Raw genomic sequence first — 12506 nt, 5'->3', positions numbered from 1 at the left:
AGAAAACTGTCTGCGAATGTAGTTAGCAAGGCGCGTGCCACTTTCTCGCGACCCGCATGTTTCCTCGCCGTTTCCTGCCGCGCCATCCCGAGCAAACGAAAATCTCGCGACGTCCATCACGCCGCCGCGGCAAACCCTTGCCGCCCCGGCAGCAGAACGAAGATCAATACGTCCGCATTTCGCGCCGCGCCCGGCTACCTCTCTCTTCTTCCCCGACGCCATCCGTCGCAGCAAACGTGTCGGCGTCGCGCGAGGTGACGCAAACCAACGACGCCTCTTCTCTTCCAACAGCTGCGCCCGCAATCCAACCAGCCGTTCGCAGCTACCGAACAGGCCCAACGCAGAAGCTCGTTTAGGCATCCGCCTGATTTGTCAGCTGCGTCACAGTTCCTACGATGGGTGGGGCATGGGTGCGCACGAACTGGGGCGGTGCGTGGGTTCTGGCATTTGAATTGCTTTATTTCAGGCAGCGTCAATGAGACGACGATTCTCGGCGGTTGATAACGTGATACAGCGCTTCTTGATGTGTGCTTTGGCAGCCCTGCTGTTGGCGGGCCCTGCGCATGCGCAGGCGTCATATGCCAGCGCGAGTATCCAATCGTTGGACGCTATTCAGGCCGCGGCTGAAGAGTTCGTACGGTCTTCCCTGCCGGAAAATTCCGTCAAACATTTCGTGACCGCCAACAAGCTCGACCCGCGCTTGCGCCTGGATGAATGCGCTTCGCCGCTCGAGGCTTTCTCGCAAGGCACGGGAATGAGCTCCGGCCGCATGACCATCGGCGTGCGCTGCCCGAACGCCGCGCCCTGGACCATCTATGTACCGGTGACGATCGAGGTTGAGGTATCCGTCCTCGTGCTCCGCCGACCGCTGGCGCGTCGGTCGCGAGTCGAGATCACGGACGTGGAGCCGCAGGTGCGGCGAGTGGCGGGACGAGCGTCGCTCTTTATCAATGACATCGGCAGCCTGAAGGGTCACCGACTGACTCGCTCCCTGCCGGTCGGCACGGTGCTCACGGTCGACATGCTCAAGCCGGACATCCTGGTTCGTCGCGGTCAGCAGGTAACGCTGATCGCCGCCAACGGTCCGGTGCAGATTCGCGCGCAGGGGCAAGCCCTCACCGAGGGCGCGGCGTCCGAGCGCGTGCGGGTTCAGAATGTGAGCTCGCTCAAGATTGTGGAAGGTGTGGTGGAAAGTGATGGCGTTGTCAGGGTCGGTTCTTGACAGAACGGGCCGTGGACGCGCCGGTTTTCTGACATTGAGGGATTTCCTGTATCGCTACCCCGCGCCGAGGGCCGGAAGCGTGCGGCAGATCCCACTAGGACCGCTCAGCGGGAGTGAATGAAGCCCAGTCGATTTGACCTATTGTCACAGCGGCAACACGCGAATTGCGAGTTTCCCCTAAGGCACCTCTGAGGCCGTGGCCGATGAGGTTGCTAAAGTTCTCAGAATCGCGGCCGTTACACCCTCCGAGCGGCGCGACGTGGTTGTCATTGCCGCAACCGGAGAACTGGACGTGACTACCAAAATCACTGGCTACCAGAACACCCCCGTGCAGGTGGGCGCCGATAAGTCGGTGTCGCGCACGCGTGATGGCGCCGCAAATTCCGCCGAGGTGGCGGCCAAGCCGGCCAATCCCGTGCAGATCACCGACCAGGCCCGCCAGCTGGCGGCGCTGGAACAGACGGTGAATGGCTTGCCGGTGGTGAACGAGGCGAAGGTCGCCCGCATCAGCCAGGCCATCGAAGACGGTAGTTATCAGGTGGTGCCGGAGCGCATCGCCGACAAGTTGCTCCGCATGGATCGCGAACTGGGAGCAGCTCACTAATTCAAGGAGTCAAGGTCCGTGGATCCGGTTGCCTGTCGCGATCATCTCGACAAACTGATCGCTGAAGAATCGAACACGCTCGAACAGCTGCAGACGCTGCTCGACCGTGAACATGAATTGCTGGTAGCCAACGACGTCGAAGCGTTGGATCGCGCGGCCCAGGCGCGACAGAACTGCATCGGCACCTTGCTGCGTATCGAAGACGAGCGCAAGTCGCTGTGCCGTGCGTTGAACGTGCCGGCCGACATGCACGGCCTGGATCGCATCCTCGCGTGGTGCGACCCGTCGAAACAATTGCGCCTCCGTTGGAAACAACTGGGTGAACGCGCCAGTCGCTGTCGCTCGGCCAACGATCGCAACGGCGCGCTGGTCACTGCACGACTCAATCGCGTGCAAGGCATGCTGGACGTGGTCACGGGCCGCGCCGACCAGCCGAAAGTGTACGGCCGTCAGGGCGCGTTCCAGAATCAGCCGCGCACCGGGCGCGTGCTGGTGTCCGTCTAAGAAACGAACTCAGGCGTTGATGTGATTCAAGTCGACGGCTCTTTCGGGAGCCGGCGGCGAATCGCTGTTCGCCACGACGTCTCCCAGCCGCAGCAGGATGCTCGCCGTGAGCGTCTTGCCCTCCTCCTTCAGCATGCGCGTCACCGCCAGGTTCAGCAGCGCATTGGCGATGTATTCCCGTTGAGCGATGGGCACATCGCGCAGCGAGCTTTGAATCCGATGCATCACCGACTGCAGTTGCGCCACTTCCACGCCGCGATCGTCATCCGTCATCACCCGAGTCAGACAGCGGCGGGATACGACTGCATTCATCACGAATCTCTCCTCTAGGACAAGAAACTCAGCGCTTCGGCCAGCGCCTTGCAACCGACGATGGCGGCGAGCACGGCGCTGACGCGAGTGGGAAATGCGGGAAGTGGCACGCGCAACCAACGCTGGCGCGGCGATGCCGAGTAGACGAGTGCGAGAGCCAGCAGCCAGGTCCCAATCGCGAAACTCAGCAACCAAACATGTGTTGTCACAACTACCTCAGCTGGCGCCGATGTTTGTTATTCGGCGCGCGAATGAAGTAGCTGGCTGCGCCATGCGAAGCGCTGGCGCTGGCGGGCTCGGGCCCGGGGGAAGGCCCGTTATTTGGTGAGAATCAGCTTGTTGCTGTTAGTCACACGCAGGCGGTAATAGCCGCCGCTGTGCTCGATCAGAATTTCCCGCGCCTTGCCGAACAGCTCTTCGGAGCGCAGTAAAGGAATCGCCGGCCCGCGAGGCAGCTCGTTGGCCGGCGATCGAAGCTCCGCGGGGCGGAGAGGGGTTTTCGGTTGGTGTTGCAGCATGGGTGCAAATGATAATGCTTCTCAATAACAAAGCAAGCGTCTATTGGACTTTTTTGTTTTTTTGCCGATCGCTCTGAATGGAGCCGCTCCTTAAGGCAAAGCGTCCATGTCTTTCAATGACTTACGTATGACAGCCTGGTTCTGCGCGCTGGCCGCGGCGCCCTGCTCCGCTACGGCATCTGCTTGGGCGAATAGCGGAAAGAACAGACCCAGCTTATCGACGGGCCCCTTCAATGTGACTGCCCCCTGCTGCACGAAAATCCGCGACCATTCGTCGCGCACCTGATCCCAGAATTGTTTGGTCTTTTGGTAGTAAGTGTCCGCCTGTGCAAAGTCGGCGTCGCGAATCCGCTCGTAACGAGCCACACCATATTCACGACCGAGGTAAGGACGCGCCGGGTCCAGTTCACGCGCGGCGGTGAGCACGGTTTTCAGATTGTTTTCTTCCTGCACCCAGCCGGTCGGCGCGACGGTGTGACGATTGGTTCCGACCAGCACTTGATAGTCGTCGCGCACGCTCCACTCGCGACGAGGCAGCGGACGCCAGGTATCGCCGCTCATCCATGTAGAGAAGCTGGCGGAATGTTCCCAACGCCCGACGCTGGCATAGCGCGGCGACTCGTCGACTTGATACACGGTTTGCAGCCACGCGCCCCTGGACTCGGCAGCGTCGAGCTTGCGACGCTCCCAACGATCACGGCCGCGATACTCGACGATGTGCGTCGGCTCGTAGCGCCAGTCCTGCCGCCAATGTTTGGTCACCATGGGCTCGCTGATGGAGCCGTCCTTCTGCACGATGCGCATTTCGAGAATGTGCACCAGGCTGATGTGCTTGCCGTCGTCGCTATCGACGTAAACTTTTTCAGTGCCCCAGGATTGATACGGGGCATTCGGCTTTTCCTGGGTGACGAACGGCACGACTTCCAGAAAGTCGAAAGTGACGCGGTAAGTCCCCGCCATCGCCAGTATCGCGCGCCGGTCGCGCTCTGGTGCTGAGAGCCCTTCCGCGCGCAGTTCCTTCCAGGCTTTGGATGGCTCGAGATCCAGGGTGACCGGCGCGCCCTTGGTCGTGCCGCCGCGTGGCGCCGGCGCACCCGAATCTAACGGCCAGGAGAATGTGTAGCGAGCCGGCGAACCGGTTTGTTGTTTAGGTTTGCCCGCGTACTCGTCTGCATTCGCGGCAGTGACAAATACGGCTGCCGCGATGACAGCCCACCAACGCTCGAATTTGATCATGGCCAACTCCTGAACGCATTCAGCTCGGATCCGACGCGGTCCTGGCGGTGCGCGTCAGTGTAACGAGCCGTCGCTGAGGAGTTAACTCGCCGCAGGAACAGGAGTTCAGCACTCCGGCAGATTCACGGCGAGGCCGCCGAGAGAGGTTTCCTTGTACGAGGACTGCATGTCGGCGCCGGTACGACGCATAGTTTCGATCACGCGATCCAACGTGACGTGATGCGAGCCGTCGCCCATCAACGCGAGGCGCGAAGCATCCACCGCCTTCACGGCGCCGGTCGCATTCCGCTCGATGCAGGGAATCTGCACCAGACCGCCGATGGGATCGCAGGTCAGACCGAGGTTGTGTTCCATGCCGATCTCGGCAGCATTTTCGATCTGCTCGTTGGTGCCGCCCTGCGCAGCAGCCAGACCCGCCGCGGCGATGGAACATGCCACGCCGATCTCTCCCTGACAGCCCACTTCCGCGGCCGAGATGCTCGCATTGGATTTGTACAACGAGCCGATAGCGGCGGCGGTCAGCAGAAAAGTATGGCGTCCTTCGCGCGTACCGTTACAGAAGCGATCGTAATAGCGCAGTACAGCTGGCACCACGCCGGCAGCTCCATTGGTCGGCGCAGTCACGACTTTGCCGCCGGCTGCATTTTCTTCATTGACGGCGAGCGCCCACGCATTGATCCAATCCATGGCGATGAGGCCATCGGCGGAATTGGTTTGTTCGCGCTTCTCCAGCGCGGCGCGCAGCTTTGCGGCTCGACGCTTCACCTGCAGCCCGCCCGGCAGGATGCCTTCCTGACGCAAGCCGCGATCGATGCAGGAATTCATGGCGTCCGAGATGCGATCCAGGCCGGCCAGCACTTCTTCCCGAGAGCGCGCCGCGCATTCGTTACGCATCATCACTTCGGCGATCGTCAGGCCCTGGCTCTCGGCCACTTCCAACAGCTCCGCCGCATTGGAAAATGGCAGCGGAATCGTGGCCGCGGCAGTGGCAGCGGCCGGCGCCTTCGCCTCTTCATCACTGACTACGAAGCCACCACCGACGGAATAGAAAGTCGCTTCGTGTAACAGTTCGCCGGCGCCGTCACGCGCGAACAGCGTCAGAGCATTCGGGTGATACGGCAAGCTTTCCTTGTACTTCCAATGGATGTCGCGCTCCATGCGGAAGTCGATCTCGTGACTTCCGGCCAAGCGGAGCTTGCCGTGTTGGCGCACCTCGTCGATCAGTCTGGCAGCCGCATCCGGATCCACTTGCGCGGGCAACCACCCGGCGAGTCCGGTAGTAACAGCCGTGTCCGTCGCGTGTCCTTTGCCGGTCAGCGCCAGCGAACCAAACAAACTCACCGTGACCTGCGCGACCCTGGCCAACACACCCCGCTGCTCCAGCGACTGCGCGAATCGGCAGGCGGCCGTCATCGGGCCCATGGTGTGCGAGCTCGATGGACCGATGCCGATCTTGAACATGTCGAACACACTGACGGTCGCTGCGCTCAAGAGAGTCCCTCGTCATCCAAATGGGGCCGCAAATATACGCGTTGCGCCTGCAGCCCGGGGTCGTGGCCGAACACACAAACCCGCACAGATTTCGAATTTCTCACGACAGGCTCTTGCCAATGAGAATTGTTCTCATCAATATGTCCGCCCATTACCGGCCCGCGAACTGTCTCGACAAGAACTGACCAACATCGTAGCTCCGTGATTTCTCAGCAAAAAAGCCGGGCGTTCTGGCTCAAGCACCTGCACCAGTGGCATTGGGTCAGCGCCGCCATGTGCCTGGTGGGCATGGTGTTGTTCAGCATCACCGGCTTCACTTTGAACCACGCCTCCTGGATTGGGGCGAAGCCCGAAGTAACAACGCAGGCAGCCGAGATGCCTGCGCCACTGGTTGCGCAACTGCGCCAGCTATGGGAGCGCGAGGGTGACGAGAAAGCAGCGCTGCCTGCGTCGGTCGCCGAATGGCTCGGTGAAAGCCTGTCAGTTCGTGTCGACGGACGCGAGACCGAATGGTCCGATGAAGAGATATACGTGTCGCTGCCCCGCCCCGGCGGCGATGCCTGGCTCACGGTGAACCTGCAAGACGGCGCGGTCACCCACGAACTCACCGATCGCGGCTGGCTGTCTTACTTCAACGATCTGCACAAAGGACGCAACACCGGTTCGGCGTGGAGCCTGTTCATCGACGTGTTCGCATTCGCGGCGCTGGTGTTCGCAGTGACGGGCCTGCTGCTGTTGAAGATGCATGCGGGCAATCGTCCCGGCACCTGGCCCATGGTGGGCTTGGGACTGGTGCTGCCATTGCTGCTGGCCATTTTGTTTATTCACTGAGGTCGAATATGAGATGGATCGCGACACTGGCCGGCGCCGTGCTGCTGATGGGGAGCGCAGCGGCGTCCGCAGCGGAGCTGAATATCAAACTGCAGATTCCCCGCCTCGACGTGGCCGAGTATCACCGTCCCTACATCGCGGTATGGGTCGAGAACCAGGATCAAAGCACCGCCGCGCAACTGGCCGTCTGGTATCAAACCGATCCCAAAAAAGAAGACGGGACCCAATGGCTGAAAGACCTGCGCCAGTGGTGGCGTCGCGGCGGCCGTGAGCTGGATATGCCCATCGACGGCGTCACCGGCGCGACCCGTCCGGTCGGCGAACATGCGCTCAGCTTCAGGAGCACCGACCAGCAACTCGCTCGACTCGCGCCGGGCAAATACAACCTGGTGGTCGAAGCGGCGCGCGAAGTTGGCGGGCGCGAGCTGCTGCGCCTGCCGTTCGAATGGCCGGGAACCCAGAAACAACAGGCGACGGCCCAGGGCAAGACCGAGCTCGGCGCCGTCACGCTCAACGTCGTTCCGTAATTCCAACTCGCGAGAACCATCATGAAAACCGCACTTCGCGTCGTCGCCGTCGCTTCCGCGCTGCTTGCGCCCTTTGCCAGCCACGCGCACAAGATGTGGCTGCTGCCCTCCGCCACCGTATCGACCGTCGATCAATGGATCACGGTGGACGCCGCGGTCTCGAACGATTTGTTCTATTTCAATCACGTGCCGCTGCGTCTGGACAATCTGGCCATCACCGCACCGGACGGTACGAAAGTCACGGCCGAGAATGCGCACACCGGCAAGTATCGCAGCGTGTTCGACGTGCAGCTGAAACAGAACGGGACCTACAAGGTGGCGCTGGTCAATCAGGGCCTGTTCGCCAGCTACGAGGAAAACGGCGCCCGCAAGCGCTGGCGCGGCACCGCCGCCCGGTTCGCTAACGAAGTGCCCGCCGACGCCAAAAATCTGGAAGTGAGCGAATCAGTGGGCCGTGTCGAAACGTTCGTGACCGCCGGCAAGCCGACCGAAGCCGCGCTGAAGCCGGCCAATGTCGGCCTGGAGTTGCTGCCACTGTCTCATCCGAACGATCTGTACGCCGGTGAAACCTCGAAGTTCCGTTTCCTGCTCGACGGCAAACCGGCCGCGAATCTGCAAGTGGTGGTGCAGCCTGGCGGCACGCGCTATCGCAACGAGCAGCAGGAGCAGCAGCTCAAAACCGATGCCAACGGCGAGCTGAGCATCGACTGGCCGACCCCGGGCATGTACTGGCTGGAGACCACGATGCAGGATCAGAAGACATCGTTGAAACAGGCCAAACAACGCCGGCTGAGCTACGTGGCCACCTTCGAAGTGTTGCCGCAATAAGTTCAGGCGGTCCTCACGGCAATGTCCGGGGTCCTCGCCGGCATCAGCGACGCACGCCTTTACTCGGCGTGCGTTGTTGTCCTGCTGTATCTCACGACCTGCGCGTACTTCCTCTGGCCGCGCCGAGGCCCTGCCATCGTCTCGAGCGGCGGCGATCGGGCCGGCGCCCCTACCCTGATCGCGTTCGCGAGCCAGACCGGATTTGCAGCGGACCTGGCCAATCGAACAGCTCAGTCTCTGCAAGCCGCAGGCGCGCCGGTGCTGCTGGCTTCGCTGCAGAACATCGATGAACAGATTCTGCGTCAAGTAAACAGCGCCCTGTTCGTCGTGAGCACCACGGGCGAAGGCGACGCGCCGGATCCCGCCGCGGGTTTCGTAAGAAACATCCTGGACCGCTCCATCCCCCTGAAAGAAATGAGTTACGGAGTGCTCGCGCTCGGCGATCGTGAGTACGACAACTACTGCGCGTTCGGCCATCGCCTCGATCAATGGCTACGCCATCAAGGCGCCACGGCGTTGTTCGACGTGATCGAAGTGGACAACGGCGATGAAGGCGCGTTACGTCACTGGCAACATCAGCTCAGCGTCTTGAGCAACAGCCCCGATCTGCCGGATTGGGAAGCGCCCCGCTACGAACGCTGGCGGCTCACGGCCAGGCGACATGTGAATCCCGGCAGCGCAGGTGACGCGTGTTTTCACATCGAGCTGCAACCACCGGCGGGCGCGAGCGCCCGCTGGCAGGCCGGCGACATCGCAGAGATCGATCCTCGCAATTCAACTTGGGACGCAAAGCCCGAGCCGCTGCCGCATCGTGAATATTCCATCGCATCGCTGCCCGCCGATGGCGCCATTCATTTGCTGGTACGCCAGATGCGTCGCCCCGATGGCGAGCCGGGCCTGGGCAGCGGCTGGTTGACAGCAGGAGCAAAGGTTGGCGATGACATCGCCGTGCGGGTGCGCTCCAATCCCAACTTCCATGCACCCGAAAGCAACGTGCCTCTGATCCTGATCGGTAACGGCACGGGCATCGCCGGCCTGCGCTCACTCATCAAAGCCCGGATCGCTCGAGGCAGGCATCGCAATTGGCTGATCTTCGGCGAGCGCAGTGTCGCTCACGATTGCTTCTATGGCGATGAGCTCGATCGATGGCGAGCTCAGGGACAAGTGGAACGCATCGATCTGGTGTTCTCCCGCGATCAACCGGAACGACGCTATGTCCAGCATCGAGTCCGAGAATGCGCCGATGACTTGCGTCGCTGGGTCGACGAGGGCGCGGCGATCTATGTGTGCGGTAGTTTGCTAGGAATGGCGCCCGCGGTCGACGCCGCACTGTCGGAAGTGCTCGGCGTCGACACACTGGAACAACTGGCGATCGCTGGGCGCTACCGTCGCGATGTTTATTAGAGGCCCCAGCCGAGATAGTTCGGGTAAGGCGCCCGCTCGCCCACGAAACGCAGGCCTTTGACGCAGCGGACGATCCACCACACCGCCAGGGCGAGCAGGATCGGGATGCCGATGAGCACCCAGCTCAACAGGAAGCCCACGGCGCCGATCAACAGTCCCATCCAGAACGTGCGGATCTGCAGCTCGTAATGCGTGCGCAGCCACTGAGGCGCGCCGTCCTTGTAGATGTACGCCATGATCACGCCGACGATGGCGGTGATGCCGTTGATCAGCGCCAGCAGGTAAAGCACGTAGATGACATTGGCGATGGTCGTATTCGACGAACCTTCCGTCATGCTCTGATTCACCTTGGCGCTCCTGAAACTGTGCTGCAGGTCTTGCACGATTGTGCGGCGGGGCACCCCCGCACTCAACCGCATTCGCCGGCAATTTGCCGCCATTGACCTGCATTGTTGCCGGCGGGGAATCAATTACATGCCACGCGCCCCGATGATGGCGGAGCCGCGCCGGCGTAACCTGCCGACACGATCAAGGCAAGAGTAAGGAGACATCCATGCTCGATTTCGAAGACGACATTGTGATCCACATGCCCACTTCCGTGCCGACGGCGCTGCCCGAAGCGATGCAGGCGTTGGAGCAGGCTCGTGAGCGTCGTCGCGCCGAGCTGGCTGGCTGGGAACCGTCGGGCGGCTGGTTGGTGAATCAGCGCAACGTGCGCCAGCCCACTCGCACCGGCACGCGCTGAAGTCGACTCAACCCGCCGGCGCGACCACGAAGGACGCGTCCAGCTCCCTGGCCCAACCGAGTAGGCCACCTTCCAAGTGAGCCACATTCACCAGACCGGCGCGCGTAGCAATGGCGGATGCGGTCATGCTGCGCGCTCCGCTCCGGCAAATGAAAACAGCCTGCCGGTCGCGTGGAATTTCATCTAGCCGCTGCTGCATCTCGCCGACTGGAATATTCACCGCGCCCGGCAGATGCGCGACGGCGAACTCGGCGGGTGCACGCACATCGATGATTGCGACCTTGTTCAACATGGCGCGCAAGTCGGCTGGCGTCAGCCGCTGCACTCGAGCCATCACGTCGGCACTGCACAGCTCGGCCAGATCGGCGGGAGCCTGGATCGTCGGTTGGTCGCCGCACACCGCGCAATCCGTTCTGCGGCTGAAACGAAACTCACCGAAGCGCATGGCCAGCGCGTCGTAAGTCAGCAACCGTCCCAGCAACGGCTCGCCGACGCCCACGATCAACTTGATCGCTTCGGTGGCTTGGATGGTGCCCATCACTCCGGGCAGTACGCCGAGGACGCCTGCCTCCGCGCAATTCGGCACCAGGCCCTCGGCCGGCGGTTCAGGAAACAAACAGCGATAGCACGGGCCCTGCCCTGGCACATACGTCATCGCCTGGCCTTCGAAGCGATGGATGGCCGCCGACACCAGCGGCTTGCCGAGAAGCACGCACGCATCGTTGGAGAGATAGCGCGTCGTGAATCGATCGGTGCCGTCGAGCACCACGTCGTAATTGCTGAAGATCTCGCGCACGTTCGCGGCCCGCAGCTCGACCGGATGCGAGACGAGCTCGATCTCCGGGTTCAACGCCAGCAAACGTTCCTTCGCCGCGTCCGCTTTCGGGCGGCCGACGCTGTTGGTGTCGTACAGCACTTGCCGCTGCAGATTCGACACGTCGACCCGATCGTTGTCGATCACGCCGATCGTGCCCACGCCGGAGGCGGCGAGGTACAGCGCCGCAGGCGAACCCAGGCCGCCGGCGCCGACCAGCAGCACTTTAGCGGCTTTGAGTTTTTGCTGGCCCGGAACCCCGACCTCCCGCAGCGACAGGTGGCGGCTGTAACGCGCGAGATCGGCTGGAGACAACGAGACGGAAGGCATGTTGGACATCCGCTGACCATCACACTTGCGCTGACCGGTGTCAAATGCCGGCCGGCGCCCACGTGTGTTGCTAAATAGTAAAAGGCGGCGTGGCATGGGTTGCGCGTTGTTCCGCTTGCCCCCAGCGCTTTCGGCCCGGGCTCCGGCATGCGGCTCGAGGTCAGATCGATAATTCTCGCGTAGCAGGCCCGCCTATTAGGCCCGCGGACAGCACGTTCGGACGCTGGCTGACATGGAGCGGAGCAGCTCAGCGGGCTTTGCTCGTTGTATCCTGGACACAGCAATGCGGCGCCGGAGACCGACCGATGAACGCCACCAGCCAGCTTCGTCCTGCCGCGGCGACAGCACCGCCGCGAGCACCACAGACCGTCCATGCGTTACTCAACAACTTTTCCGCTGGGATCACTCGCATCGAACCGAGGCCCTACGCAACCGTGTGCATGCACGTCGGGCCGTCGGTCGAAGTGATCTGCGATCGCGGCGGCAGGCTGCGCCATGGGCGTGAAGTCGCAGGCGACCTGGACATCATTCCTGCGCACACGCCGGCGGCATGGGAAACCAAGCAAGGCGGCACCACCCTGGTGATGCGTGTGCCCGATGAGTTGCTGCGACGTGTGGCCGAGGAGCTCGAGATGGATCCGAGCAACATCGAAATCGCCGATCGCTTTCAGTTGCGCGATCCGTTCATCGAGCACATCGGCTGGGCCATGAAGGCCGATCTCGATTCCGGCGGCGCCGGCGGACGTTTGTTCCGCGAGAGCCTCGGCACTGCGCTGGCGGCGCGGCTGTTACAACGTCACAACCGACGCTCGCTGCCGATGCGCGATCCCAAAGGCGGGCTGAGCGCATGGAAGCTCAAGCTGGTGATCTCGCACATCGAAGACAATCTCGAAAGCGAGCTGCCGCTGGCGGAGATCGCCAAAGTGGCGGGCGTGAGTGTGTCGCACTTGAAGACGCTGTTCCGCCGTTCGACTGGCACACCGGTGCACCAGTACATTTTGCGCCGACGTGTGGAGCGAGCGAAGTTGTTACTTCAGGACGAGTCGCTGTCGATCGCGCAGATCGCGTTCGCCACGGGCGTTTGCGCATCAGAGCCACCTGGCTCGGCACATGCGCAAGATCCTGGGCGTTACACCCGCG

15 protein-coding genes and 1 pseudogene are annotated in these 12506 nt (G+C 62.3%); 9 read left to right on the top strand and 7 right to left on the bottom strand.

The features are described 5' to 3' along the window. Positions 1-601: 601 nt before the first annotated feature. The 3 genes from flgA (at position 602) to JM946_RS26530 (ending at position 2330) form a co-directional block, all read left to right on the top strand. Positions 602-1222 (top strand): flagellar basal body P-ring formation chaperone FlgA, encoded by a 621-nt coding sequence (gene flgA, locus JM946_RS26540; RefSeq protein WP_269141126.1) that lies wholly within the window; start codon positions 602-604, stop codon positions 1220-1222. 292 nt (positions 1223-1514) lie between these two features. Then, complete coding sequence (gene flgM / locus JM946_RS26535) at positions 1515-1826, top strand: flagellar biosynthesis anti-sigma factor FlgM (RefSeq protein WP_203170456.1); 312 nt, start codon at positions 1515-1517, stop codon at positions 1824-1826. Positions 1827-1844: 18 nt separating this feature from the next. Next, positions 1845-2330, top strand: a complete 486-nt coding sequence (locus tag JM946_RS26530; protein ID WP_203170455.1) for a flagella synthesis protein FlgN — start codon at positions 1845-1847, stop codon at positions 2328-2330. 9 nt (positions 2331-2339) lie between these two features. Here the strand turns inward: JM946_RS26530 and JM946_RS26525 are convergent, their stop codons facing one another. The 5 genes from JM946_RS26525 to JM946_RS26505 form a co-directional block, all read right to left on the bottom strand. Next, a complete protein-coding gene (locus JM946_RS26525; protein ID WP_203170453.1) occupies positions 2340-2642 on the bottom strand; it encodes a hypothetical protein in 303 nt (100 codons plus the stop codon). A gap of 14 nt (positions 2643-2656) precedes the next feature. Then, entirely contained in the window at positions 2657-2851 is a 195-nt protein-coding gene (locus tag JM946_RS26520) for a hypothetical protein (RefSeq protein WP_203170452.1), read from the bottom strand. A gap of 108 nt (positions 2852-2959) precedes the next feature. After that, on the bottom strand, positions 2960-3160 hold the full coding sequence (gene hemP, locus JM946_RS26515; RefSeq protein ID WP_203170450.1) for a hemin uptake protein HemP: 201 nt from the start codon (positions 3158-3160) through the stop codon (positions 2960-2962). A 90-nt stretch (positions 3161-3250) separates the two neighbouring features. Next, entirely contained in the window at positions 3251-4396 is a 1146-nt protein-coding gene (locus tag JM946_RS26510) for a DUF6607 family protein (RefSeq protein ID WP_203170449.1), read from the bottom strand. 105 nt (positions 4397-4501) lie between these two features. Next, entirely contained in the window at positions 4502-5887 is a 1386-nt protein-coding gene (locus JM946_RS26505; RefSeq protein WP_269141125.1) for an L-serine ammonia-lyase, read from the bottom strand. Positions 5888-6091: 204 nt separating this feature from the next. Here JM946_RS26505 and JM946_RS26500 point away from each other — a divergent pair, with 204 nt between their 5' ends. The 4 genes from JM946_RS26500 to JM946_RS26485 are packed head-to-tail and all read left to right on the top strand — an operon-like array spanning position 6092 to position 9477. Next, positions 6092-6718 carry a PepSY-associated TM helix domain-containing protein gene (locus JM946_RS26500; protein ID WP_407700606.1) on the top strand — a complete coding sequence of 209 codons (627 nt, stop codon included), beginning with the start codon at positions 6092-6094 and terminating at the stop codon, positions 6716-6718. A gap of 8 nt (positions 6719-6726) precedes the next feature. Then, entirely contained in the window at positions 6727-7245 is a 519-nt protein-coding gene (locus JM946_RS26495; RefSeq protein ID WP_203170446.1) for a DUF2271 domain-containing protein, read from the top strand. 21 nt (positions 7246-7266) lie between these two features. Beyond that, positions 7267-8073: a DUF4198 domain-containing protein gene (locus JM946_RS26490; RefSeq protein WP_203170444.1), complete on the top strand. Its 807-nt coding sequence runs from the start codon at positions 7267-7269 to the stop codon at positions 8071-8073. A 21-nt stretch (positions 8074-8094) separates the two neighbouring features. Continuing rightward, complete coding sequence (locus JM946_RS26485) at positions 8095-9477, top strand: sulfite reductase subunit alpha (RefSeq protein WP_203170442.1); 1383 nt, start codon at positions 8095-8097, stop codon at positions 9475-9477. Here the strand turns inward: JM946_RS26485 and JM946_RS26480 are convergent. Beyond that, a complete protein-coding gene (locus JM946_RS26480; protein WP_203170441.1) occupies positions 9474-9824 on the bottom strand; it encodes a DUF4870 family protein in 351 nt (116 codons plus the stop codon). The two genes, JM946_RS26485 and JM946_RS26480, sit on opposite strands and share 4 nt — an antisense overlap. Before the next feature lie 206 nt (positions 9825-10030). Here JM946_RS26480 and JM946_RS26475 point away from each other — a divergent pair, with 206 nt between their 5' ends. Then, positions 10031-10222: a hypothetical protein gene (locus JM946_RS26475; protein WP_203170440.1), complete on the top strand. Its 192-nt coding sequence runs from the start codon at positions 10031-10033 to the stop codon at positions 10220-10222. Positions 10223-10229: 7 nt separating this feature from the next. On the opposite strand, the gene moeB is transcribed toward JM946_RS26475, so the two are convergent. Beyond that, a complete protein-coding gene (gene moeB, locus JM946_RS26470; RefSeq protein ID WP_203170439.1) occupies positions 10230-11366 on the bottom strand; it encodes a molybdopterin-synthase adenylyltransferase MoeB in 1137 nt (378 codons plus the stop codon). A gap of 305 nt (positions 11367-11671) precedes the next feature. On the opposite strand from moeB, the pseudogene JM946_RS31400 reads away from it, so the two are divergent. Next, positions 11672-12433: pseudogene (locus JM946_RS31400) on the top strand (helix-turn-helix domain-containing protein); the annotation flags it as partial. Positions 12434-12506 lie beyond the last annotated feature (73 nt).

Source organism: Steroidobacter gossypii, from assembly GCF_016801985.1.
Lineage (GTDB): Bacteria > Pseudomonadota > Gammaproteobacteria > Steroidobacterales > Steroidobacteraceae > Steroidobacter > Steroidobacter gossypii.
Note: the sequence above shows the minus strand (reverse complement) of the source record. Positions and strands in the feature narration are given on the sequence as shown.